At 35.3% G+C, this 26072-nt stretch carries 22 protein-coding genes; 15 read left to right on the top strand and 7 right to left on the bottom strand.

What is annotated here, in order from left to right:
• The first annotated feature begins 11 nt into the window (after positions 1-11).
• From Q9Q97_RS01215 to Q9Q97_RS01200, 4 genes are all read left to right on the top strand, one after another.
• The gene (locus Q9Q97_RS01215; protein ID WP_306153621.1) at positions 12-2246 is read left to right on the top strand and encodes a glycoside hydrolase family 3 C-terminal domain-containing protein; all 2235 of its coding nucleotides are present in this window, start codon (positions 12-14) and stop codon (positions 2244-2246) included.
• Between the two features lie 103 nt (positions 2247-2349).
• Positions 2350-3852, top strand: a complete 1503-nt coding sequence (locus tag Q9Q97_RS01210; protein ID WP_306153619.1) for a cellulase family glycosylhydrolase — start codon at positions 2350-2352, stop codon at positions 3850-3852.
• Between the two features lie 114 nt (positions 3853-3966).
• Positions 3967-5913 (top strand): sialate O-acetylesterase, encoded by a 1947-nt coding sequence (locus tag Q9Q97_RS01205; RefSeq protein WP_306153617.1) that lies wholly within the window; start codon positions 3967-3969, stop codon positions 5911-5913.
• A gap of 325 nt (positions 5914-6238) precedes the next feature.
• On the top strand, positions 6239-8641 hold the full coding sequence (locus Q9Q97_RS01200; RefSeq protein WP_306153615.1) for a glycoside hydrolase family 95 protein: 2403 nt from the start codon (positions 6239-6241) through the stop codon (positions 8639-8641).
• A 499-nt stretch (positions 8642-9140) separates the two neighbouring features.
• On the opposite strand, the gene Q9Q97_RS01195 is transcribed toward Q9Q97_RS01200, so the two are convergent.
• The 4 genes from Q9Q97_RS01195 to Q9Q97_RS01180 form a co-directional block, all read right to left on the bottom strand.
• A complete protein-coding gene (locus tag Q9Q97_RS01195) occupies positions 9141-9815 on the bottom strand; it encodes a hypothetical protein (protein ID WP_306153613.1) in 675 nt (224 codons plus the stop codon).
• Positions 9812-10813 (bottom strand): alpha/beta fold hydrolase, encoded by a 1002-nt coding sequence (locus Q9Q97_RS01190; RefSeq protein WP_306153612.1) that lies wholly within the window; start codon positions 10811-10813, stop codon positions 9812-9814. Before Q9Q97_RS01190 ends, Q9Q97_RS01195 begins: the two co-directional genes overlap by 4 nt.
• Positions 10814-11068: 255 nt before the next feature.
• Positions 11069-12169, bottom strand: a complete 1101-nt coding sequence (locus Q9Q97_RS01185) for an AraC family transcriptional regulator (RefSeq protein WP_306153611.1) — start codon at positions 12167-12169, stop codon at positions 11069-11071.
• 447 nt (positions 12170-12616) lie between these two features.
• The gene (locus tag Q9Q97_RS01180; RefSeq protein WP_306153610.1) at positions 12617-13162 is read right to left on the bottom strand and encodes a CvpA family protein; all 546 of its coding nucleotides are present in this window, start codon (positions 13160-13162) and stop codon (positions 12617-12619) included.
• Between the two features lie 389 nt (positions 13163-13551).
• Here Q9Q97_RS01180 and Q9Q97_RS01175 point away from each other — a divergent pair, with 389 nt between their 5' ends.
• From Q9Q97_RS01175 to Q9Q97_RS01165, 3 genes are all read left to right on the top strand, one after another.
• Positions 13552-13908, top strand: a complete 357-nt coding sequence (locus tag Q9Q97_RS01175) for a hypothetical protein (RefSeq protein ID WP_306153608.1) — start codon at positions 13552-13554, stop codon at positions 13906-13908.
• 176 nt (positions 13909-14084) lie between these two features.
• Positions 14085-15104: a phenylalanine--tRNA ligase subunit alpha gene (pheS, locus tag Q9Q97_RS01170; RefSeq protein ID WP_125718092.1), complete on the top strand. Its 1020-nt coding sequence runs from the start codon at positions 14085-14087 to the stop codon at positions 15102-15104.
• Positions 15105-15208: 104 nt separating this feature from the next.
• Positions 15209-15616, top strand: a complete 408-nt coding sequence (locus Q9Q97_RS01165; protein WP_306153606.1) for a hypothetical protein — start codon at positions 15209-15211, stop codon at positions 15614-15616.
• Between the two features lie 146 nt (positions 15617-15762).
• Here Q9Q97_RS01165 and Q9Q97_RS01160 read toward each other — a convergent pair whose 3' ends face one another.
• From Q9Q97_RS01160 to Q9Q97_RS01150, 3 genes are all read right to left on the bottom strand, one after another.
• Positions 15763-16758 carry an NAD(P)H-dependent glycerol-3-phosphate dehydrogenase gene (locus Q9Q97_RS01160; protein ID WP_306153604.1) on the bottom strand — a complete coding sequence of 332 codons (996 nt, stop codon included), beginning with the start codon at positions 16756-16758 and terminating at the stop codon, positions 15763-15765.
• 402 nt (positions 16759-17160) lie between these two features.
• Complete coding sequence (locus tag Q9Q97_RS01155) at positions 17161-18318, bottom strand: iron-containing alcohol dehydrogenase (protein WP_306153603.1); 1158 nt, start codon at positions 18316-18318, stop codon at positions 17161-17163.
• A 157-nt stretch (positions 18319-18475) separates the two neighbouring features.
• On the bottom strand, positions 18476-19240 hold the full coding sequence (locus tag Q9Q97_RS01150; protein ID WP_306153601.1) for a type 1 glutamine amidotransferase domain-containing protein: 765 nt from the start codon (positions 19238-19240) through the stop codon (positions 18476-18478).
• A gap of 86 nt (positions 19241-19326) precedes the next feature.
• Between Q9Q97_RS01150 and Q9Q97_RS01145 the strand changes: the two genes are divergently transcribed.
• From Q9Q97_RS01145 to Q9Q97_RS01110, 8 genes are all read left to right on the top strand, one after another.
• Positions 19327-20232, top strand: a complete 906-nt coding sequence (locus Q9Q97_RS01145; protein WP_306153599.1) for a LysR family transcriptional regulator — start codon at positions 19327-19329, stop codon at positions 20230-20232.
• Between the two features lie 93 nt (positions 20233-20325).
• Positions 20326-21018 carry an NUDIX domain-containing protein gene (locus tag Q9Q97_RS01140; protein ID WP_306153597.1) on the top strand — a complete coding sequence of 231 codons (693 nt, stop codon included), beginning with the start codon at positions 20326-20328 and terminating at the stop codon, positions 21016-21018.
• Between the two features lie 74 nt (positions 21019-21092).
• Positions 21093-21920, top strand: coding sequence for a ribose-phosphate diphosphokinase (gene prs, locus Q9Q97_RS01135; protein WP_306153595.1), 828 nt, complete (start codon positions 21093-21095; stop codon positions 21918-21920).
• Entirely contained in the window at positions 21917-22735 is an 819-nt protein-coding gene (locus Q9Q97_RS01130) for a TIGR02452 family protein (RefSeq protein ID WP_306153593.1), read from the top strand. The genes prs and Q9Q97_RS01130 overlap by 4 nt, the downstream gene beginning before the upstream one ends.
• A gap of 133 nt (positions 22736-22868) precedes the next feature.
• Positions 22869-23204 carry a hypothetical protein gene (locus Q9Q97_RS01125; protein WP_306153591.1) on the top strand — a complete coding sequence of 112 codons (336 nt, stop codon included), beginning with the start codon at positions 22869-22871 and terminating at the stop codon, positions 23202-23204.
• A gap of 2 nt (positions 23205-23206) precedes the next feature.
• Positions 23207-24076: a hypothetical protein gene (locus tag Q9Q97_RS01120; RefSeq protein WP_306153589.1), complete on the top strand. Its 870-nt coding sequence runs from the start codon at positions 23207-23209 to the stop codon at positions 24074-24076.
• Positions 24077-24234: 158 nt separating this feature from the next.
• Positions 24235-25320 carry an adenylosuccinate synthetase gene (locus tag Q9Q97_RS01115; protein ID WP_306153587.1) on the top strand — a complete coding sequence of 362 codons (1086 nt, stop codon included), beginning with the start codon at positions 24235-24237 and terminating at the stop codon, positions 25318-25320.
• Between the two features lie 9 nt (positions 25321-25329).
• On the top strand, positions 25330-25857 hold the full coding sequence (locus Q9Q97_RS01110) for an NADAR family protein (RefSeq protein ID WP_306153585.1): 528 nt from the start codon (positions 25330-25332) through the stop codon (positions 25855-25857).
• Positions 25858-26072 lie beyond the last annotated feature (215 nt).

Below are 26072 nucleotides of genomic sequence, written 5' to 3'. Positions count from 1 at the left end.
TCTAACTATCTATGAAAAACAAAATGATAATGTTGTCAGCGGTTGTTTTTGCCTTATTTGCTTCTTGTAAAAATGATGCACAGACAGCAGCTTCAAATTCGGCACAAACCGAAGAATACGCAGGAAAAGAAATTGGAACAGAGCATGACGCAGAAATCGACAAATTGATTTCGCAGATGACTTTAGAAGAAAAAATCGGAATGCTTCACGGGAACAGTATGTTTGCTAACGCAGGCGTAAAACGTTTAGGAATTCCGGAATTAAAAATGGCCGATGGACCGCTAGGAGTTCGTGAGGAAATTTCACGTGACAATTGGGCGCCAGCAGGATGGACAAACGATTTTGCGACGTATTATCCAGCGGGCGGAGCATTAGCAGCGACTTTTAATGCAGAAATGGCTCACAAATTCGGAAGCAGTTTAGGAGAAGAATTACGCGCAAGAGACAAAGACATGTTACTTTCGCCAGCAATTAATATTGTGAGAACACCACTTGGAGGAAGAACGTATGAATATATGTCTGAAGATCCGTTTTTGAACAAGAAAATTGCGGTGCCGTTGGTAGTTGGTTTACAAGAAAAAGATGTTATGGCCTGCGTAAAACATTATGCGGCAAACAATCAAGAAACAAATCGTGATTTTGTAGATGTACAGATTGACGAGCGTACACTTCGCGAAATTTACCTTCCAGCTTTTGAAGCGACTGTGAAAGAAGGAAAAGCATATAGTATAATGGGCGCTTACAATAAATTTAGAGGAGAATATTTATGTGAAAACGATTATATGCTAAACAAAATCCTTCGTGACGAATGGGGATTCAAAGGAGTTGTAGTTTCGGATTGGGCTGCGGTTCATTCTACAGCAAAATCTCTTAAAAGCGGTTTAGATATCGAAATGGGAACTCCAAAACCATTCAACGAATTTTGGTTAGCAGAGAAATTAATTGCCGCAGTAAAATCGGGAGAAGTTTCAGAAAAAGAAATTGATCTTCATGTAAAACGTATTTTACGCGGTTTATTCCATATCAAAGCAATGGGCGGCGGAACACGTGCAAAAGGAAGCATCGCAACAGAAGCACATTACAAAGACGCTTACGAAATTGCTGCTGAAGCTATTGTTTTATTGAAAAACGAAAATAATGCGCTTCCGCTAAAATTAGACGGAGTAAAATCTATTGCCGTAATCGGAAACAACGCGACAAAGAAAAATGCCCTTGGCGGATTTGGAGCGGGTGTAAAAACAAAAAGAGAAGTTACGCCACTTGAAGGTCTAAAAAACAGACTTCCTTCATCAGTAAAAATTAATTATGCTGAAGGATATTTAGAGCGTTACGACGAAAAAAATAAAGGAAATTTAGGAAATATCACTTCTACAGGACCTGTTACAATTGATAAAGTTGATCCAGCGAAAATTAAAGAAGCAGTAGAAGCAGCTAAAAATTCTGATGTTGCGATCATTTTTGCAGGTTCAAACCGTGATTATGAAACTGAGGCTTCTGACCGTAGAGATTTACACTTGCCATTCGGACAAGAAGAATTAATCAAACAAGTAGTAGCCGCTAATCCTAAAACTATTGTGGTAATGATTGCCGGTGCTCCATTTGATATTAATGAAGTAAGCGCAAAATCATCAGCTTTGGTTTGGAGCTGGTTTAATGGTTCTGAAGGCGGAAATGCTTTAGCAGATGTTATTTTAGGAAAAGTAAATCCGTCAGGAAAATTACCTTGGACAATGCCTAAAAACATCATGGATTCTCCAGCGCACGCAACAAAAAGTTTCCCTGGAGACAAAACCGTAAATTATGCGGAAGGTCTTTTAGTAGGATACCGTTGGTTTGACACTAAAAATGTAGCGCCGTTATATCCTTTCGGTTACGGATTATCATACACTACTTTTGCTTTAGAAAATGCAAAAACAAACAAAACCGATTACGCACAAAACGATGTTATTGAAGTTTCGGTTGATGTTAAAAACACAGGAAAAGCAGACGGAAAAGAAGTAGTTCAGGTATATACTTCTAAATCGGATTCTAAAGTAACACGTGCTTCAAAAGAACTGAAAGGTTTCAAAAAAGCAGCAGTTAATGCAGGAAGTTCAGAAACAGTAACAATCAAAGTTCCTGTTAAAGAATTAGCTTATTACGATGTTACTTCAAAAAAATGGGTAGTAGAACCAGGAAAATATACTATTAAAGTAGGAACGTCTTCAAGAGACATCAAAAAAGAAATCGCAGTAACAGTTAAATAAACCAGTTATTCTTCTTCTTTATTATAAATGAAATTGACGCCAGCCTATTTAAAGCTGGCGTTGATTTTAAAACTTACACTTAACTTAAACCAAACCAAATAAAATGAAAAAAGCCATCAAAGATTACCTCTTGAGTCTAGTTTTATGTTTTGCTTTTTTGGGAGTTTTAGCCTGCAGTTCAGACAAGGAAGAAAATCCTCCAGTAAGTATAAAATCGTTAGGAGCCAGTACAGATAAAATTGATTTTGAAAGCAAAGAAAAAACTATTGAAGTAACTGTTAATTCTAATGGAATTGCATGGACTATGACGAGTCCTGTAAGTTGGATAAAATTAAGCCAAAGCGCTGGAAGTTCAGGAAGTACAATCGTAAAAATTACCGCTTTAGAAAATACAGCAGCATCGATAAGAAATGCGGTGGTCACATTAACAGGAAGTCAAGTTCCGTCTGTGGCAATTTCAATTTCGCAGGCAGCGGCTGAAGCAACAGCCTTATATCCAAGTTACAATACCAATCCGATTGCGGCAGACGCTTCGGGCATGGGAAGTTCGGCAGTTGAATTGGCGGCCAAAATCAAACTGGGTTGGAATATCGGAAATACTTTGGAAGCAACGGGCGGAGAAACCGCTTGGGGAAATCCGAAAGTAACAAAAGCTTTAATCGACGCTGTAAAAGCAAACGGATTTAATGCTATTCGAATTCCGTGTTCATGGAATCAGAATTTAGAAAACGCTGCAACAGCAAAAATCAAAACCGATTGGTTAAATCGTGTAAAAGAAGTGGTTCAGTATTGTGTTGATAATGATATGTACGTTGTAGTGAATATTCACTGGGACGGTGGCTGGCTGGAAAACAATATTACCGAAGCTAAAAGAGTAGAAAATAATGCCAAACAAAAAGCATTTTGGGAACAAATTGCCACACATTTACGCGGATTCGACGAGCATTTGCTTTTTGCAAGTGCCAACGAGCCAGCTGTTGAAGATGCCGCACAAATGGCCGTTTTAAATTCGTATCACCAAACTTTTATTGATGCGGTTCGCTCAACTGGAGGAAAAAATGCGACTCGTGTTTTAGTTGTTCAGGGCCCAACAACCGATATCGAAAAAACAAACAAATTAATGACTACATTGCCTGTTGATAAAGTTACAGGAAGAATGATGGTCGAAGTGCATTATTATTCTCCTTGGAATTTTGCTGGTTTAACCAAAGACGAAACTTGGGGTAAAATGTTCTACTATTGGGGAGCTGGTTTTCACTCCACAACCGATACGGAACGAAATGCAACTTGGGGCGAAGAAGCCGATCTAGAAAAGAATTTCAAACTAATGAAAACGCAATTTGTAGATAAAGGAATTCCAGTTTTGTTAGGAGAATTTGGAGCAATTCGCAGAACAACTTTGACTGGAGACGCTTTGACTTTACATTTAAATTCGAGAGCGTATTATTTAAAAACGGTGGTCAAAACAGCAAAAGCAAACGGACTTCTTCCTTTTTATTGGGACGAAGGAAGCATCGGAAATAACGGTTTTGGAATCTTCAACAGAACCGATAATTCTGTCTTCGATACAAAAGTTTTAACCGCTTTAAAAGAAGGTTTACAATAGAAAAAATTGTTATAAACCATATAAGTAATATAAGGCATTTTAAGTTTCTGCTCAGTTTGTGTTTAAATTTACTTATATCACTTATATGGTTTAAAAACATTAAAATTAGAAAGAATGAAAAAAAGAATTGTTTTTATTTTATTGATAATTAGTGTTATAGCGAATGCTAATGTTAGAATGCCTTTAATCTTTTCTGATGGAATGGTATTGCAACGCAACAAACAAATTCCGATTTGGGGTTTTGCTGATGCTAATGAAAGTATCGAAGTGCATTTTAACAAACAAATTAAAAAAACAACAGCCGATAAAAACGGAAAATGGACACTAAATTTAACTGCAGAAAAAGCGGGCGGACCATTTGAATTAATCATTATCGGAAAAAATAAAATCACCATCAAAAATGTTTTGGTTGGAGAAGTTTGGATTTGCAGCGGACAATCGAATATGGAATTTCAGGTTTTCAAAACCATGAATTCAGAAAAAGAAATTGCAGATGCCAATTATCCAATGATTCGTCATTTTGGCGTGGCACAAGATTTAAACGGAACTCCGAAAGACGATTTAAAGCAAGGAAAATGGGAAGAAGCCGATCCAGCAAATGTTGGTAGTTTTACGGCAGTTGGCTATTATTTCGCCAGAAAATTATATTCAGAATTAAAAATTCCAATCGGTATCATCAATACTTCTTGGGGTGGAACCAATGTTGAAACATGGACAAGCCGTGAAGCTTTCGAAAAAAGCGACGAATTTAAATCGATGATTGCCAATGTTCCAACGGTAGATATCAATGCTATTTTTGAAACGTATAAAAAATCGGTTTTAGACAATTTGAAAAAAGTGCAGGGTTTTGAAGTTTCGATGGAAAACGAAGAGCAGTTTAAAAATGCAAATTTTCAAGATAAAAACTGGCCTGAAATAAAAGCGCCTTCACTTTGGGAAAACCAGCAAATCGGAAACATTGACGGAATTGTCTGGATGCGTAAAACCATTGTTTTAACCGCTGAACAAGCCAAAAAAGAAGCCATTTTACATTTAGCCAAAGTAGACGACGAAGACAAAACCTATGTAAACGGAGTAGAAGTGGGAACCAATAATCTTTGGGATGCAAAAAGAATTTACAAAATTCCGGCAAATGTACTGAAAGAAGGAACAAACGTAATAGCAGTTAGAATTACAGATTACAGTGGCGGTGGCGGAATCTACGGCGATCCATCCGATTTAAAAATCGATTTTAAGGATTCAAATTTACCATTAGAAGGATTTTGGAAATTTAACGTGATAAAAGTTAGAATCGAAGTTTCGCCAAACAGTTATCCATCATTATTGTACAACGCAATGGTAAATCCGCTGGTTCCGTATGCGATTCAAGGCGCTTTATGGTATCAGGGCGAAGCCAATGTTTGGCGCGCGAAACAATACAAAAAAGCATTTCCTTTAATGATCAACGATTGGAGAAGCAAATTCAAACAAGGCGATTTTCCTTTCTATTTTGTGCAGTTATCCACTTTCGACGAATTTGGAGGCAACAGCCAAAAAGGAAGCCGTTGGGCAGAACTTCGCGAAGCACAATCTGAAACTTTAAAATTGCCCAATACCGGAATGGCCGTGACAACCGATATCGGAAACGCAAAAGACATTCACCCAACCAACAAACAAGATATTGGTTTGCGTTTGGCAGCGATCGCGATGAACAATATTTACGGCAAAAAACAAGTTCACAGCGGACCAACTTATAAATCTCAGGAAATAAAAGGAAATCAAATCATCCTAACTTTCGATAACATCGGCAGCGGACTTTCAACGCCAAATAACGATGAATTAAAAGGTTTCGAAATCGCAGGCGCAGACAAAGTTTTTCATTCCGCGAAAGCGATAATAAAAGACAACAAAATCATAGTTTCGAGCGAAAAAGTTCAAAATCCAGTTGCCGTGCATTACGGTTGGGCAGACGACGATACGAATATCAATTTGTTCAACAAAGAAAAATTCCCCGCATCGCCATTCAGAACTGATAATTGGGAAATGGTTACAGAAAATGAAGTTTATAAAGTTAGTAAATAAGTTCTTAGTTTTTAGTCCTTAGTTCTTAGAAATGAATAATATTTGGGCGTGACCCTACCGAGATAAGAAGGCAAACATACTTTACGAAAATACGCCTTCTTATCTCGGTAGGGTCGGGCTATCCGCTCCGCCGCGGCGGATTCTCCTATCCCTCACGCAAGCAAAGCATTAATGGACGTTTTGTTTGTCATTCCGAGGAACGAGGAATCACACTAGGAATTCCGCAAAGAGAATTATCAATCTTTGTAGATTTACGAGTGTGATTCCTCGTTCCTCGGAATGACAAAATAGGAGACGATAAATAAAAACCAAAACAACAAAGCCTATGAATTCAAAAATCATAAAAAAAACATTTTACATTTTACTTCTAACATCTTTCTACGGAAAAGCACAATCCACTCATAAATTGTGGTACAAACAACCCGCAGAATTCTTTGAAGAAAGTCTGGTTTTAGGAAACGGAAAAATGGGTGCAACGGTTTTTGGAGGCGTGAATTCAGATAAAATTTATTTGAATGATATTACGCTTTGGTCGGGCGAACCCGTAAATGCTAATATGAGTCCGGAAGCTTACAAAAATATTCCGGCAATTCGCGAAGCATTAAAAAACGAAAACTATAAACTTGCTGAAGAACTGAACAAAAAAGTTCAAGGAAAGAACTCTGAATCGTATGCACCTTTAGTAACCTTAGAAATAAGCAATGCAGAAAAAGGAAAAGCGACGAATTATTATAGAGAATTGGATATTTCTAATGCAGTAACAAAAGTAAGTTACGAATTAGATGGCGTAAAATATACACGAGAATATTTTGTGTCAGCACCCGATCAGATTATGGCTGTCAAATTTACAAGCAGTCAGAAAGGCGCTTTAAATTTTGATGTTAATTTGAAAAGCCTTTTAAAATCAAATTTAGAAATTCGAAACAATACCATGATGATGACAGGTACCGCGCCAATTCATGAAAATGCAGGTTATACTGTACAGCCAAAATATTTGCAGATACCAGAACGAGGAACACGATTTACTACTTTACTTCAAGTCAAAAATATAGAAGGAAAAGTGAGCAATAACAGTTCGACTTTGACGGTAAAAAATGCTTCAGAAGTTATAATTTATATTTCGGTTGCTACAAGTTTTAATGGTTTCGATAAAAATCCTGCAACAGAAGGTTTGGATGATGTTACAATAGCAATGCAAAATCTTAACAAAGCAACTTTAAAATCTTTCGATAAATTAAAACAAAGCCACATTGCCGATTTTGAGAAATTCTATAATCGTGTCAATTTAAATCTAGGAAAAACTACGGCTCAAGATTTACCAACAGACGAACGTTTACTGCGTTACGCCGACGGAAAAGAAGATAAAAATCTCGAAATTCTGTATTTCAATTACGGACGTTATTTACTAATTAGTTCATCCCGAACCTTGGGTGTTCCTGCCAATTTACAAGGATTATGGAATCCTTATTTAAATCCGCCTTGGAGCAGTAATTATACGATGAATATTAATCTGGAAGAAAATTACTGGCTGGCAGAAAACACCAATCTTTCAGAAATGCACGAATCGCTTTTGAGTTTTATCAAAAACCTTTCGGTAACGGGAAAAGTCACAGCCAAAACTTTTTATGGAGTAAACGAAGGCTGGGCAGCGGCGCACAATTCAGACATTTGGGCAATGACCAATCCCGTTGGACAATTCGGAAAAGAAGATCCGATGTGGGCGTGTTGGCCAATGGCGGGAGCTTGGTTAAGCACTCATGTTTGGGAACATTACACTTTTACACAAGATCAAAATTATTTAAAAAAAGAAGGTTATCCGTTAATGAAAGGCGCAGCAGAATTTTGCTTAGGCTGGTTGGTTACCGATAAAAACGGAAATTTAATCACATCGCCTTCAACTTCGCCAGAAAATCAGTATAAATTGGCAGACGGATTTGTTGGAGCTACTTTTTACGGAGGAACAGCTGATTTAGCCATGATTCGCGAATGTTTTGATAAAACGATAAAAGCTTCAAAAGTGCTAAATACCGATGTTGCTTTTAGAGATAAATTAGAAAAAGCATTGGCAAAACTTTATCCGTATCAAATTGGTAAAAAAGGAAATCTACAAGAATGGTATTTTGATTGGGAAGATAATGACCCGAAACACCGTCACCAATCGCAATTGTTCGGACTTTTTCCTGGGAATCATATCACTCCAGTTAAAACTCCAGATTTGGCGGAAGCCTCAAAGAAAACTTTAGAAATAAAAGGGGACGAAACCACGGGTTGGTCAAAAGGTTGGAGAATCAATCTTTGGGCAAGACTTTGGGATGGAAACCGTGCTTATAAAATGTTCCGCGAGTTATTACGCTACGTTGATCCTGACGGAAAGAAAACCGAAAAACCAAGACGAGGCGGAGGAACCTATCCGAATTTATTCGACGCGCATCCGCCATTTCAAATTGATGGTAATTTTGGTGGCGCTGCAGCTGTTGCAGAAATGTTAGTGCAATCTGATGAAAATGAAATTAGATTATTGCCTGCTTTGCCAGACGCTTGGGAAGAAGGTTCTGTAAAAGGAATCTGTGCTCGCGGCGGATTCGAAATCGAAATGAATTGGAGCAATAAAAAATTGCAAAAAATTATTGTTTCTTCCAAAAAAGGAGGTAAGACAACTTTGATTTTTGGAGATAAAAACCAAGAAATTGTTTTGAAAAAAGGAGAAAGTAAAGAGATTATTTTTTAAATACATTTGTCACCCTGAGCGAAGTCGAAGGGCGTGCCAATTGGGGCGTGGCTTCGACTCCGCTCAGCCTGACAAACGATATGATAAACCCGACAGGTTTCTAAAACCTGTTGGAATTTGTTGTTAAAAATGCTTCGGAGAAGCGTCATATTTATAGAAAACAAATGTTCAAAAATGTAAAGCTCCAGCGGAGCGACATATTATTAATTAGAAATAAATTTATATGTCGCTCCGCTGGAGCTCTTTTATAATGGCATGATTTAATTTCTATAAATATTTCACTCCTCCGGAGTTTTCTTCTTATTACTTCTGACCTTGAAAAGGTCAAATATTTATAGAAAGTGACATTGTCTAGACGTACGACCCCGAAGGGGTCGAATAATTAGGTGCGTAAATTTTTCCTATAAACATATAATCTCTTCAGGATTAACTGTAAGTCGAGTAAACCCGACAGGTTTTTAAAACCTGTTGGGTTTAAACTTTGTATCGAATCAATTAATTAATCCAATTTATAATTATATCCTAATTGCACATAAAACGGAATCATAGGCGTGGTTTTAAAATCTTGTGTCATTACTTTTCCGGCTCTTAAAGTGAGATCGCTTTTGCCGAAAGAATAACCGCCTTGAACTCCGAAATTAAAATTCCCTCCCGTTGTGGGTTCGTACCAGCCATTTTTAACTTCTGGATAAACATCTTTATAAATTTCAGAATGTTTGAAATGGGTTACAATAGCTTTATCAAAACCGAATTCTCCTGCGACAAACCATTTCGGTTTATAATAGCCCATTGTAATCGAAGCATCGGCACCAAAATTTTGTAAAGTCACAATCGGATTTCCGTAACGTCTGTAAATTCCGTGAACTGCTGCGTTAAAACGGAAATTTTCAATTTTATAAACATTGACCTGTCCGCCGATTTTGGTTTTAAAATCATCGAAAATAATTTCGCCTGATGCAAAAGAAATTGAACTTTCGAGAATAATTGGCATTTTGGTTTTTAGATGATAACCGTAACTTAGTCCGTAAACAAAACTATAATCCCAACCAGCATTGACATTCAAGATATGTCTTTCTTCACTTTTCAAATTTTCCCAATTAATGGTTTGCGATTGTAAAATGTTGGAAGTGAGAAATGAAAGGAGAAACGTGATTAATGCTACTATTGCTTTCATGGCTGTTCTTTTAGATTATTTAAATAATTCAATACTAAAGGCTCGACATTTTCCCATTTGAAATAAATCATTTCATGGCCAGTTCCTTTTACTTCTTCAATTTCAGAAACAGGAAAATAAGCGGCTTCTTTTTGTGCAAAACTCAATCCGTAAGATTCATTTAATTCGCCATATAAAAACAAAACATTAGTCTGATATTGATCGAGATTAGTGGTGAAATCAAAACCATCATTTTCTGAAATATCGATAAAACTTTCTAAAACCGTGGTTCCGATTCTCCAAAACGGAGAAGGTCCCAGAATTCCTTCGGTATTGCCTTTTGCATAAGAAAAACTCGATGAGATTCCGTATTTATAATCTAAAATAGCATGCTGATTTTCTTTTCCGGTTATAAATTGATCGACATACAAAAGATTACTTGTCACTTCAGAAAAAATGTTGATTTTCCGGCTCATTTCGCCATATTCGTCTAGCAGATTTTTGTTGAGTCCGCCTGGTTCTGCCAAGATTAAGCCATCAATTTTATCAGGATACGAATTCACATATGCCGTTCCGAGCATGGCGCCCCAAGAATGTCCAAACAGAAATACTTTCTGATTGGGAGAAGTTCTGTAATATTCGATAACCGCAGTTAAATCATCTAAAACCAGTTGAATCGAATAACTTTTTTTATTGTGACGTTTGGATAATCCCGAACCACGCTGATCGTAAAAAATGACGTAATAACCGTCATCGGCAAGTTCTTGTACGTTTAATCCGTTTCGGTAATCAGAACCTGGACCGCCGTGTAAAAAGATGAGCATCGGATTATTTGAGTTTCCGAAAGTTTCAGCATGCAGTTGTGTCCCGTTTACAAAAATCGAAGGAATCGAAGGATCTTCATCGACGGTTTTCGGAACTAAATATCCCGATTCATTAATGTTATTTTCATTTTCACATCCAATAAAAAAGAAAATTAAAACAGCTATTACAGCTGAGTAAAGTAAGTTGGTTTTCATTGCAAGAATTGATTAAAATTTCTGCAAAGATGCGCTCCAGTACTATGCTGGTCGCCCCAACTTGTAAGGTGGGGCTTTTTTTTTAAGGTTCTAAGATGCTAAGGGGCTAAGCTTCTAAGTTTTTTCACTACCGAAATTTGCTCGCAATCCCGATAACTATCGGGAGCGAAGTCGCAAAATTTTTTCTAACCATATAAGTCATGTAAGTTCATTTTAGCAAAACTTAAATTATCTTATACGACTTATATGGTTTAGTCATTTTAAATATTCAGAAGGAGAAAGTCCGGTCACTTTTTTGAAGTTTCGGTTAAAAGCCGTTTTTGAATTGAAGCCACATTCAAAAGCAACCGAAAGTAGAGTATATTTTTCGTTTTCAGGAAGAAGAATCAGCTTTTTAAATTCTTCAACTCGTTGTGAATTGATGTAATCATAAAAGTTTTTTCCCTCCGCCGAATTGATAACCTGTGACAAAATGTTAGGATGAATATTTAGCTTTTGAGACAATTCGGCTAAAGTCAGATCAGGGTTTTTATAGAGTTTTTCATCCTTCATAATCTGCGTTAATTTTTGATGAATGGATTGAAGTTTAACGTTGCTTAAACCTGATTTTTCATATTTAATTTTTTCAGCGGCATTTTCGATTTCGATGCTTTCGTTAGAAGAAATATTCAAAACTAAATTTTCGGCGATTGTTTGATTGGTAAAAATCCCAACTTGTTTGATTCCGAAATAGCCAATAAACATCAGATAAAAAACGACAAAAGAAAAGATGTATTTGTCTTCAAAAAAAATAACCACACACCAAATAATACTCGAACCTAAAATTAAGTACTGTAGCCAGCGAAGATTGATTTTTTCGCTTGACGAAAATTGATCAGAAATATTTTTCTGGTGTTTGGAAAGCTTTCTTAGCGAAAGCAAAGCATAGGTTATTCCAGAAAGTAGAATGAAACCGTACAAAACCAAAATCAGATTTTCGTAGCCTTTGCCTTCATTTTCGAAGACCTTTAATTTTTCAGAAAAAGGAAGTGTGAAAAACGGCATCAGAAATAAAACAGCAATGAGAAAAGGAAGAAAATGCAAAAGATTGTATTTTTTGTACAAATTCTGATTCGTTAAAGCTGAAGTATACAAATACAAAAATGGGCCTTGTAGCAACGGCATTGGAAGTTCAAAACCTAAAAGAAAAGGAAACGAAGCAAAATCTTTTTGATAATGCAGGTAATACAAAAACAAATGAAAACCGGTGCAAAATAACCAAATTGCCAAAATTTTATCGGCTTCACTTTTGTTTCGTTTGCTTGCGAGAATAACAACCAGAAAAAAGGTAATTATAATGCCCGTTAAGTACAACATATTGGTTTTTGATTTTAGATTAAATCGGTTGTTGGAAATACGGAGCAAGATAAAATATTTCCTGCAAATATTTGAAAATGAAATGTTTTGGATTTGTTATTTTAGAAATCTTGGTAGAATCAAGATAAAAATGCTTCGGAGAAGCTAAATATTTATAGAAGTCAAATCATCTAACAGAAAAAGCTCCAGCGGAGCGACATATTTAAATCTTGTAAAAATCTAAATATGTCGCTCCGCTGGAGCTCTCTTTCGTTTACGTAATTAATTTCTATAAATATTTCACCTCCTTTGGAGGTTTAGAAAAACATCTTCAAAGTGTACGGCTCAGTTGACCTTGAAAAGGTCAAATGTTTATAGAAAAAAAATATCGAGGAGACTTACGACCCCTTCGGGGTCGAATAATTTCGGGTGGATTTTTTTCTATAAACATTTAACCCCGTTGGGGTTTTATTCGTTCTCAGAATTTTCTTTTTCTTCTGGTTTTTGAGAATGCTCTTTTTTAAAACTTTCATACCATTTTTCAATCGACGGATAAACAAAAGCAGCCACTTTTTTCACGGGATTATAAAAAACATAAGAATCCAAAGTTTCCTTTTTGGCAAAAGTGTTATTGAAGTTTATTTTTTCGAATAAAGCAATGAAAATACTCAAGATCAGAATCGTTTTTAAAACCCTGAAAAATCCGCCCCCTAGTTTGTTCATCCAGCCTAACATCGCAAAATCGGCAATTCCGGTTAAGATTTTCGCTAAAAAATAAACGCCGATTACAACGAGAATAAAAGTCAGGATAAAAGCGGTGATTTGAATATTAGTCGGATTCCAAGACACGTGTTTTGAAATCATTCCCGTCATTAAGGAAGAAAATTTAATGGCAAGGTAAATTCCTAAAAGCAACGAAATAAAAGAAGCGACTTCTACAAAAAGTCCGTTTTTGATGCCTTTGTATAAACTATAACATAAAAGAACGGCAACGATAATATCAAAAAAACTCATGTTCTGGTTTGGTGTTTAATGTGGTGCAAAGATAGATTTTTTTAGTGACAGAGGTTCAAAGTGGCAAAGTGGCAAAGGGTTTTTCTTTGAGATGGATTTTTTTTCAGGGACAGAGGTTCAGAGGGCAAAGTGACAAAGGTTTTTTGGGATGGAATTTTAAACACATAGCTATGTTTGTTTTAAAATAAGTGAAACGCCTTTTTGGGCATGCTAAATCCTATGATTCTATGTGTTTAAAAACAACTACAACGCATATATATGCATTATATGTAAAGAGTATGTATCTTTGCGACTTCATATTTTAGAGTTCAGATTGCAGTTTCGATATTTTTAGAAATATTCAAATCACTTCGCAATCTAAAATCTACAATCAAAAATCATAAATTAAAATGTCCAGAGATACACAATTAAAAGAGCGATGGGAAAAGCTCGTTGATATACTTTCTAATCAATTTTCGCAAGGCGAAGATTTAGATTTAGATGCCATAATTTACCTAATCGGCGTTCAGGAATACGGAAAAGTACACCGTGAATACAAAAAAGACGAAAAACTGAACTTAATGCACATCGCAATCTGTCGATTATTAGAACCATACGGATTTTACGAATTCGAATATTTTGATGAAGAAGGCTGGCCACATTATAGAGTAAAAGAAGAACTGCCGCCTTTAAAAGCTGGTGAACAATCGGTTTTGATGAAAGAAGCGATTGTAAATTATTTTTTAGAAAGAAAATTAATAGATTAGTGTTCAGAAATCAGTTTTTTAGTGTTCAGTATTTTGAACTAAATAACTAATGCAAACTGAATTTAACTTCTGCCTGTTTTAATTGTTGAAAAACATTTAAAGAAGGAAACTTTGAACTTTAAACATTAAACTTTAAACAAAATACTTAAATTTGTATTCTCAAGCATTGGAGGAAAATGATAGACAAGATAAAACAACACATAGAGGAAGCAAAAGCCTTTAATGAAAAAAACAAAGAATCTTTAGAGAAGTTCCGTATTAAATATTTAGGAAGTAAAGGTTTAGTAAAAGAACTTTTCAATGAGTTTAAAAATATTCCGAACGACCAGAAAAAAGATTTTGGACAAGTAATGAATACTTTGAAAGCGGTTGCTGAAGAAAGAGTAAAATCGATTCAGGAAGAGCTTGAAAGTAAAGAAGAATCAAAAGGAATTTTTGGAGATTTAACGCGTGCGGCAGAACCGGTAATTATTGGTTCTCGTCACCCGATTTCTATCGTTAAAAATCAGATTATTGATATTTTTGCGAATATCGGATTCAACGTTTCTGAAGGTCCAGAAATCGAAGACGACTGGCATAACTTTACGGCATTAAACTTGCCAGAATATCACCCAGCGCGTGATATGCAGGATACGTTTTTCATTCAGACAAACCCTGACGTGTTGTTGCGCACGCATACATCCTCTGTTCAGGTGCGTTATATGGAAAATCACAAACCGCCGATTCGTACCATTTCTCCAGGACGTGTTTTCCGTAACGAAGCGATTTCGTCTCGTTCGCACTGTATTTTCCATCAAGTGGAAGGATTGTACATTGACAAAGATGTTTCTTTCGCAGATTTGAAACAAACGTTGCTTTATTTCACTAAAGAAATGTTCGGAAAATCTAAGATTCGTCTTCGTCCGTCTTATTTCCCGTTTACAGAACCAAGTGCCGAAATTGATATTTATTGGGGACTAAAAACAGAAACCGATTATAGAATCACTAAAGGAACGGGCTGGTTGGAAATTGGAGGTTGCGGAATGGTAGATCCAAACGTTTTGAAAAACTGTGACATTAATCCAGACGAATACAACGGATTTGCTTTCGGAATGGGTGTAGAGCGTATCGCAATGCTTTTATACCAAATTGGCGATATCCGTATGTTCTACGAAAATGATGTTCGTTTCTTAGAGCAGTTTAAAGCCAACATATAATTTTAGATTTCTGATTTTAGATTATTCTAAATCTTTAATCATTTATAATAACAAACCTTTGTTGAAGTCTAGGCTTTGACAAAGGTTTTTAAAATTTAATAAAAATGAAAAAAGATATAATTATTCCAGAAGTTGAAAACGTATTTCTTGCTGCAGTGCAGGAATGGAGTGACGATTTTATGGAAAAAGTGTGGTACGCATATTTAGTAAACGACAGCGACTTTAATCTAGACAGCGTAATGGTAGTTTCGAAAGCTTTCGGAACTATAGACGGCGAAATGAAAAAAACATCGATTCTGCGTCACGCTTTTGTTGAGGTTCCGTCTGTTTCGGTTGTAAAAATCGAATTGGTTGAAAAAAGCCTTTTAGCATTAAATAACGAATTCATGGTGACTTTCTTTATCGGAAATACTTTGTACGACAAGAAGTTTACTTTTAAAGCCAATTCGCTTGACGAAAACAATACAGAAGAAGTTCCGATTTTGTTTGTTGAGGGGGTAATGGTTAAGTAGTGTTTTGGAAGAAGCAAGAAGCAAGAAAAAAGACTTTTTAGAAATAGAGTAAAAAAGAGGCAAGACTGAAATTCGGTTTGGCTCTTTTTTTATTTCAACGTAAAAGTCTTTTTTCTTGCTTCTTGTTTCTATTTTATAAAGAAAACTTAATCCAAAGACTCCGTTAATTTTCTAAACACAGATTTTGCATCTTTACCTTCATATAAAACTGCATAAACCGCATCGATAATTGGCGTTTTAGCACCATAACCCTGATTTAATTTATAAGCACTTTTTGTAGCATAGTAACCTTCAGCAACCATGCTCATCTCCATCATAGCAGATTTTACGGTGTAGCCTTTTCCAATCATATTTCCGAACATTCTATTTCTCGAGAAAACCGAATATCCTGTAACCAATAAATCGCCCAGATAAGCTGAATCATTGATGTTACGTTTCATTTTATGCACTTTTCTAATGAATTTCTTCATTTCGCGAATCGCATTACTCATTAAAACCGACTGAAAGTTATCTCCATAACCCAAACCGTGAGCAATTCCTGCCGCAATAGAATAAATGTTTTTCAGCATTGCCGCATATTCAGTTCCGATAATATCGTCTGAAATTTTAGCTTTAATGTAATTTCCAGAAAGTGTTTTAGCGACCGTTTTAGCTTTGTCAGGATCACCGCAGGCAATTGTTAAGTATGAAAGTCTCTCAAGAGCAACTTCTTCTGCGTGACAAGGTCCTGTAATTACGCCAATATTGTAATAAGGAATGTCGTATTGAATGTGGAAATGTTCACCAACAATTAAGCTAGTTTCAGGAACAATTCCTTTAATCGCAGAAAAAATGATTTTATCAGCCAAAGAAACCGTCATGTTTTTTAATTCAGCATCAAGGAAAGCAGACGGAATTGCAAAGATGATATAATCTGCATATTCTATCGCCTCGTTTATATTGTTGGTTAATTTGAGTTTTTTAGTATCAAATTCAACAGAACTTAAGTAGTTTGGATTGTGTTTGTACTTCTGAAGGTGCTCTATAGCAGCATCATTGCGCATGTACCACGAAATTTCGGAAAGATTTACACACAACATTTTCGCAATTGCCGTTGCCCAACTTCCACCACCAATCACTGCAAATTTTAAATTTTCGCTCATTATTTTAATAATTTAAAACAAAAGTACTTAATAATGTGCTAATAAAGCAAAATCTGTTTTAAGAAATTTTGAAAAATGGCTTTAATTGCAATGACTTTCAAGAAGTTTAAGAATAAAATATTTTTTTTGAATAGCCAACAATAAAACCATTTAGCTCACGTTATAAAAGATTATAAATTAGAATTTTAATGAATTTAAAAAAAATTGAGTTAGTTAGTTTTGTTTTAGTATTTTGAAAAGGCGTTCCTAAACTTGTTAAGAACGCCTTTTTTATTGAAATTCCAATTTTGAAATTCCAAATACCAATTTGAAATCCCAAGTTTATTCAAAATAAAAAAATCCCAAATTCCAAAATGTAGATAATCTTGGAATTTGGAATTTTTAAAATTTGGAATTTATATTTTAGTAGCTAAGCTCGACAATAGATCTTACTTTATCTAAAGTTACCAATTGATTTTCTCCTAAACCTTTCCAACCTCTTTCTTCAAAACGATTTACGATAAAATCGGCTGTTTTTGAATAGTCTTCTGTGTATTGAGAAAGTTTAGTGTCCATTCCCATTGTATGGAAAAATTCTACGGTTTTATTGATCGCTTCTTTTGCAACTTCTTCGTCAGAACCTGTTAGATTAAAAATTCGTCTTCCGTATTGTGCTAATTTCGCTTTTTTAGTTTCGAACATTACGTGATATAAACTAGGCCCGATAATCGCTAAAGTTCTTGCGTGATCAATTTCGTAAAGTGCTGTTAATTCGTGGCCAATCATGTGTGTTGCCCAATCGCTTGGAACACCTTTCTGGATTAATCCGTTAAGAGCCATCGTACAGCTCCACATAAAGTTGGAAGCCAAAGTATAATCGGTTGGATTTTCTACAACGCCTGGACCAACTTCAATCAAAGTCTGTAAAATTCCTTCGGCGATTCTGTCTTGAAGAAAAGCATCAGTTGGATACGTTAAATATTGTTCCATAACGTGTGTATAAGCATCTACAACACCATTTTGGATTTGTCTTTTTGGTAAAGAAGCAATTACTGCCGGGTCGCAAATAGAGAATTTTGGAAACAAAGCGCTTCCGCCAGAAGATAATTTTTCCTGCGTTGCTTCGATTGTTACCACATATCCAGAATTCATTTCGCTTCCTGTTGCTGGAAGTGTCAGAACAGTTCCGAATGGCATTGCATTGTCTTTGATCAGGATTCTTTTTTGAAGAATATCAATCGGATTTCCTTCAAAGTTAACAGCTGCTGAGATAAATTTCACACCATCAATTACAGATCCACCACCAACGGCCAAAATAAAGTCGATTTTTTCTGCTTTAATTACATCAACAGCTTTCATTAAAGTTTCAAATCTCGGATTTGGCTCAATTCCGCCAAATTCAACAATTTCAAAACCTTTTAAATTTGCGATCACCTGATCGTAAATTCCGTTTTTAAAAATACTTCCGCCACCATAAGCCAAAAGCACTTTTGCGTTTTTTGGGACTAAAGTCGAAAGTTTTTCTATTTGTCCTTTTCCGAAAACTAAATTTGTCGGATTGTATAATTCAAAGTTGAGCATTTTTTTTTAAGGTTCTAAGCTGCTAAGTTTCTGAGGTTCTAAGTTTTTTTCTCTTTGAACTTAGTAGCAATGTTGTTTGATTTTTTTAAGATTCTAAGATGGTTAAAGTTCCGAGAAGAAAGCTTAGAAGCTTAGCAACTCAGAACCTTAGTACCTTTTATTTATTCAATTTAGCGAGCAATTTTCCAGCTACCAATTTAGACGATGCTGGATTTTGGCCTGTAATTAAAAGCCCGTCTTCAACAGCGTAGGGAGCCCAGTTTGGTCCTTTAGAGAAAACCCCTCCGTTTGAAGCTAAAGCATCTTCTAATAAAAACGGAACTACTTTGGTTAAACCAACTGCTTCTTCTTCATCGTTTGTAAAACCAGTTATTTTTTTGCCTTTTACTAAATATTCACCGTTTACTTTTACGTTTTTCAAAACTGCTGGTGCGTGACAAACAAAAGCTACGGGCTTATTATGGGTATAAAAAGATTCAATTAAATTGATTGAATTTCTGTCTTCAACCAAATCCCAAAGCGGACCGTGGCCTCCTGGATAAAAAACAGCATCGTAATCTTTTTGATCAACAGAAGATAGCTTTAAAGTATTTTTTAATTTTTCCTGTAAAACTTTATCAGTGTCAAAGCGTTTGGTGTCTTCTGTCGCCGATGCTGGATCAGCACTCTTCGGATCAATCGGCGGTTGTCCTCCAAGCGGAGAAGCAATGGTAATTTCGACTCCTTGATCTAATAATTCGTAATAAGGTGCAGCAAATTCTTCTGACCAAAATCCTGTTTTTTCTCCTGTATTGCCCAGTTTATCATTGCTGGTAACAACAAATAATACTTTTTTCATACTCTTCTTTTTTGATTTTTGAGCCTCTGCCGAAATGCTTACGGCTGTAAATGCAGTTATTGCGAATAGCGCTAATTTTTTCATGAATATTAAATTTTGAACAAATTTACGGCTAATGTGATATCAGTAAAAATAAATTAAACTATGTTTGTTATAAATATATTTATATCATGGTAAATCTAGAATGGTACAGAACTTTTAAAGCAGTTTACAAAAACGGTAATTTTTCAGTGGCGGCGAAGGAATTATTTATGAGTCAGCCTGCGGTTAGTCAGCAGATTTCAATGCTTGAAGCGCACGTTGGTAATAAATTATTTAATCGGAAATCAAAAGGCGTTGAACCAACGGAGTACGCTAAGTTACTGAATAATTTGATAATAGATGCACTCGATCGTCTTGAAAGTGTTGAAACTGGTTTTCGTGCAAAAGCAGAAGATGCGAACCGATTAATTTCGGTTGGAATTTCAAAACATCTTTTCGATTGCGTTGGAAATCTGCTGATTTCGAAATTTGATATGATCGATTTTACTTTTGCAGAAAACGATGAACTTTTTGCCTTGGTGGATTCTAAAAAATTGGATTTTGCCATAACGACTAAAAGGTTTGATACTTTTGATACGACTTATGAAATAGTGGGAAAGATTAAACTTATTATGGTTGCTCCATCAAGTTTAGACATTACAGAATTCCGCAATCGCTTAAAAGCAGATAATTATACTGGAATTGAACAATGGCTCAACGAGCAAAAATGGTACAGTCATGACGCAAGAATTCCGCACATAAAATTATTCTGGCTGCATGCATTTAATAAAAAGAGACCTTCAATGGTGCCTAATTATATTATTCCTTCAGAATCTGAAATGCTTAGGCTTTTAGCTAAAAATGAAGGCGTTGCAGTAACATGGAATTGTAATGCACGAAATTATATTAAAGAAAATAAGCTCCAGTTAGTTTGGAACAGCTTTCATGTTCCAGAGGAATTTGTGTATTTGTTGGCGCCAAAAAATAATAATGTGAAATCAATATTCGATTCAATAGAAAAAGAACTTAAACTGTTTTTTGGAAATCGATTATAGTTTTTTAGCCACTAATTACACAAATTCGCACGAATTGATTTTTAGATATTCTAAAGAAAAAATTAGTGAAATTCGTGGCAAACCTTTTTGATTATGGAAAATCTACAAAATATTAGAGTTGCAGTTGATGCCATTGTTTTTGGGTATCAAAACGGTCAATTGTATGTGCTTTTAATTCAGCAGAAATTTGGTTCGGCAGAATCGTATTGGGCATTGCCAGGCGGATTAGTAAAGAATGATGAATCACTGAACGATGCTGTAAAACGGGAACTCAAAGAAGAAACCAATGTCGAAGTAAACTATTTCGAACAATTGTTTACGTTTGGCGATGATATAACACGAGATCCAAGAAACCGTGTGATTTCTGTGGCTTATTTTGCATTGGTTGATCCTTCGAAACTTGAAATAAAAGCAGATTCAGATGTTGATAAAGTGCAATGGTTTCAAATAAATGAAATTCCGAAACTGGCTTTTGATCATAATTTAATCCTTAAAAAAGCGATTGAAAGATTGAAAGCAAAATTAAGTTACGAGCCAATTGGTTTCGATTTACTTCCAAAAGAGTTCCTTTTTTCAGAACTCGAAAATCTATATTGCACCATTTTAGAAAAAGAAATCGAGCGTAGAAACTTCCGAAAAAAAATCCTCAGTTTCGGAATCGTGGAAGAAACAGAAAATTATTCTCCAATAAAAACAGGCCGTCCAGCAAAATTATTTCGATTTAATAAGCTGAAATATAAAGAGTTAATTAAAGAAGGTATTCACTTCGAAATAAAGTTTGCGTAATTTTTACACAAAATAAATTGTTTATTTAAAATTAAATTCTACATTTGCGTATAATTAACGCAAACTATAAAACTATGATACTAAACCTCGACCCAAAATTCGCTCCTTTTCAAAATCAGGAACAAATCAAATTTCAAAGTTTTACTTTTTCTGGAGGAGAACCGCACATCAAAATTGCTCCAGATTTTGATCCAAATCGAAAAGTAACTATTACACATCGATTAAATTCATTCAACGATTTAGGATTATTGTGTGTTACTGTTGATGCATTAAGAAGAATGGATGTGAAGATCATCGATCTTTTTATTCCGTATTTTCCAGCAGCAAGACAAGATCGTGTTATGATTCCAGGCGAACCGTTGTCTGTAAAAGTATATGCAGATATCATCAATGCGATGCAGTTAAATAAAGTTTTTGTTTTTGATGCGCATTCTGAAGTGACACCAGCGCTTTTAAATAACAGTACCGTAATTCCGAACTACACTTTTATTAAAGAAGTTTTAAATAGAATAGGAGAAAATGTAAAATTGATTTCTCCAGACGGAGGCGCTTTGAAAAAAATCTACAAAGTTTCTGAATTTTTAGGTGGAGTTGAAGTGGTAGAATGCAGCAAAAGTCGTGATGTAAAAACAGGAAAATTATCTGGCTTTAAAGTTTACAATGACGATTTAGAAGGAATGGATTGTTTAATTGTTGATGATATTTGCGACGGAGGTGGAACTTTCGTAGGATTAGCCGAAGAACTAAAAAAGAAAAACGCTGGAAAATTATACTTAGCAGTAAGCCACGGAATCTTCAATAAAGGTTTTGAAGTTTTAAACTGCTTCGACGGAATTTTCACAACGAATTCTTTTAAAGATTTTGAGGGAGAAAACGTCGGGGTTGTAAAATTAGAATTATGAATAAAAATTATAGAGTAGAAATAGCAAATAAAACCTTAGAAATCATTAAAAATGGTTTTTATGAATACAAAGAAAAAAAGATAGTCATAGAGCGAGAGCTCGAAGAATCTAAAAAAAATACGTTCACTATTGCACCAAACGATTGGAATGCAATCTTAAAAATACCGATTGAAAATACGTTTGAAACAGAAATTGTAACCAAAAACTGTTCAACTATTGAAGCGATTGTTGAAGAAGAAAATGGTAAAATCGGAGTTTTAAATTTCGCTTCAGCGAAAAATCCAGGAGGAGGATTTCTTGGCGGTGCTTCGGCTCAGGAAGAAAGTCTGGCAAGATCATCTAATCTTTATGAAACGCAGATTAAAGACAAGACAATGTATGACTTTAATAGAAATCAATCTTCGTTTTTATATTCAGATTACATGATTTACAGTCCAAATGTTTTGTTTTGGAATGATGATAACGGAAGTTATTTTGAAAAACCATTTGTTGTAGACATGATTACTGCACCAGCACCAAACAAAGGTGCAATGTTGCAGCATAACAGAAAAGAAGAAATTGCAGCAATAGGAGAGGTTTTCAAAAGTAGAATGGATAAAGTATTGGCAATTGCTGCAAAACAAAATATAGATACCTTGATTTTGGGAGCTTGGGGATGCGGGGTTTTTAGAAATGAGACCAAAGATGTAGCGGAGATGTTCAAAGAAATCATTGCAGAAAAATATGCAGGTGCTTTTAAAAAGATCGTTTTTGCAGTATTTGATAGTTCTGAAAAGAAAGAAAACTTTAAACAGTTTCAAAAAGTGTTTAATTAATTTAAAGTTTCAAGTTAAATGCCGATTCTAAAAAAACAAATCTATTAACCGTTTCAAGTTTAAAACCAATTTCCAAGTCAAGTACACAACTTGAAACCTGAAACTTGAAACAAAATTTAAACAACCAAAAGTTATGAGCGACGATTTAAAACCAAGATTTATTGAATCTTTGAAAAGAAACAATGATCAGATTAGAGAAGACAGAGCCAAAGTTATTGGCGAAGATTCTGAATTAATTTACAGAAGAAGAGTCGAAGATATCGAATTAAAAATCAAAAGACTCGAAAGAGAACAAGAAGGATTGATAGATATTAGTCCGTTGGATAAAAACAGTTTGACCTTTGCCGATTTTCAGCCGGAATCCTTTGTTCAAAAAGACATGGAACTTTCGCTGACGATCAGAAATTTAAACATTCAGTTTGAAGTAACAAAAAAGAGATTTGAATATTTATTTGGTAAAAAATATTAGTTATGGGAGGTACAAGATATGATTTCAGTGCTCGCGAAAGCAGAGCAAAAAAAGTAGGTTATGCTAGTAAATCAGCTGCTGAAATTTTTACACAGAATGCGTTACACATGGCTCACGAATCGATGAATCCAAACGGAGTGCTTTTTAGAGAAGCCAGAGATTCTGATGTTCATCCAAATACAGTTCCAATCATTTTAGGTTTGGACGTTACAGGAAGTATGGGACATATTCCGCACGAACTGATCAAAGACGGATTGCCAAAATTAATGGGAGGAATCATCCAAGGTGGTGTTCCAGATCCAGCACTTTTATTCTTAGGAATCGGAGACCACGAATGCGACAGATTTCCGCTTCAAGTTGGACAGTTTGAGTCTGGCGACGAAGAATTGGATATGTGGTTAACGAGAACCTACATCGAAGGTGGAGGCGGAGGAAATGCTGGCGAAAGTTATCTTTTAGCATGGTATTTCGCTGCTTTCCATACCAAAACAGATGCATTCGAAAAAAGAGGTCAAAAAGGATTGCTGTTTACTGTTGGTGACGAACCAGGATTGAAAACGCTTCCAGCTTCTGCGATCAAAGAAATTATGGGTCAGGGACAACAGACGTATACGCATCTTGAATTATTAGCAGAAGCGCAAAAACGTTACGATGTATATCACATTAGCGTTTTGCACTCAGGACAAGCTATTAATGCCGATGTGGAATGGAAGGAATTGTTAGGTCAGAATTGTTTATCAATTGAAGATCACAGAGAAATTCCGAACGTAATTAAAAAAATTATCTGCGATAAACATAAAAATTCTGGATTAGGAACTATGCCAGTTTCTGATTCAACGGACAGTAGTTTAGATAATATCGAAATGCTTTAAAAATTTTGCGACTCTGTGTCTTTGCGAGATTAACAAATAAAGTTTTTTTAGCGAAAGAAAATTTGCTCGCAAAGACGCGAAGTCGCAAAGATTATTAAAATAAAAACTTAAAAAATACTTTGCGCCTTCGTGCCTTTGCGGCATAAAAAAACAACAAAATGAAAACAGCACAAATAGTTATAGGTTTAGGATTTGGTGATGAAGGAAAAGGCATAACAACAGATTTTCTGGCAAAGCAAAACACTGAATCTATAGTTATTCGCTTTTCGGGAGGACAGCAGGCGGCACATACGGTTATGATCGAGGACAGAAAACACGTGCACTCGAGTTTTGCAAGTGGAGCGCTTCGTGGACTTCCGTCTTATTACAGCGAGCACTGCACGATTCATCCGCTTTTTTTATTCAACGAAAGAGAAGAATTAAAAGAGAAAAAGGCTAATCTGAATTTGTATATTCATCCGTTAGCAAAAGTTACAACCCCTTTTGATGTCTGGCACAACAGAGAAAATGTGCGAAACATCGAAAACGGAACCTGTGGAAAAGGTATTGGTTCAACCATGAAGAGAAACGAAGGTCCGTACAAATTATTCGCCATCGATTTGATTGCACCGCGCGAAATGCTTTTAGAAAAACTAAATCAAATCGCTTATTATTATGGTTTTTTAAACGAAAGCGGAATTGATGAAGAAGTGGAACGCTATCTGGAAGCAATCGATAATTTACAATGGAATATCGAAGATTATACATTCTTAAATAAGTATGAAAATCTAATTTTTGAAGGAAGCCAGGGAATTCTATTAGACATGGATCACGGTGTTTTTCCGAATGTGACGTATGCGAATACCACTTCAAAAAATGCAATTGAAATTTGTAATAAACTGAAAATCGAAGACGTAGAAATATATTATGCCACTAGAAGTTACACCACACGACACGGAAATGGCTGGATGCCAAATGAAGGAGAATTACAATTAAAAAACAACGAAGAAGAAACCTGTGTTTTTAACGAATTCCAAAAAGATTTGCGATTTGGAGCTCTGGATTATAAATTGTTGAATTACGCTCTAAAACTCGATGCAGCTTACAGCCCAATGGCAAAACGAAATTTGGTTGTAACCTGTATGGATCAGCTGGAAGAGCAAAATTATGAGTTCGAAAGTCTCACAACAGAGTTTGCAGCAATCTACGGATCATTTTCACCCGATTCAAAAGATTTCAAAAACATCACTTCTTTGTATCAATAAATAGAAAATATGAAATACAATATAGATAACATAATTCCAGAAAGTAAGTTTTTATTTTTCTGGGGACATCAGCCCAATAAAGACGGAAGCATTTCTAAGACCTGTTTTAGCCAATGGTGGTTAAGTTCTTTTGAAGTAGAGAATGTGGTTTACAAAACAGCCGAACATTGGATGATGGCAAAGAAAGCGGAACTGTTTAACGATCAGGAAATTTTAGCTAAAATAATAGATTGTAAATCTCCAGCTGAAGCTAAAAAACTAGGTAGAAAAGTGAGAAATTACGATGATAAAGTTTGGTTAGAAAATCGATTTGAAATCGTAAAACTAGGAAATTATCATAAATTCAGTCAAAACAAAGATTTAAGAGAATTTCTAATTAATACAAATGAAAGAGTTATTGTAGAAGCTAGTCCCGTAGATCCAATTTGGGGAATCGGAATGGCAAGCGATCATACTGATGCTAGTCATCCTGAAAAATGGAAAGGATTGAATTTGCTAGGTTTTGCGTTGATGGAGGTGAGGGATGAATTGAAATAATTTGATTCGAATTTATCAAAGTTGTTCCGTTAGGAACAATTCATCGGTAGAAAAAATATTGATAAATTGGATTAACGTTCCATCGGAACGTTTGATTAAAATGAATAAAAACGCATTGCAAGGTTTATTTGAAAAATTATCGATAAAATTTAAAATCGAATAACTAGCAAAACAATAAACCATAGAGTTTACTTTATAGTTTTTGAGTTTTTCTC

The sequence above is a fragment of the Flavobacterium sp. DG2-3 genome (assembly GCF_030730925.1).
Classification (GTDB): Bacteria; Bacteroidota; Bacteroidia; order Flavobacteriales; family Flavobacteriaceae; genus Flavobacterium.
The sequence above is the reverse complement of the archived record's forward strand: the minus strand, read 5'-3'. Positions and strand labels throughout refer to the sequence as shown.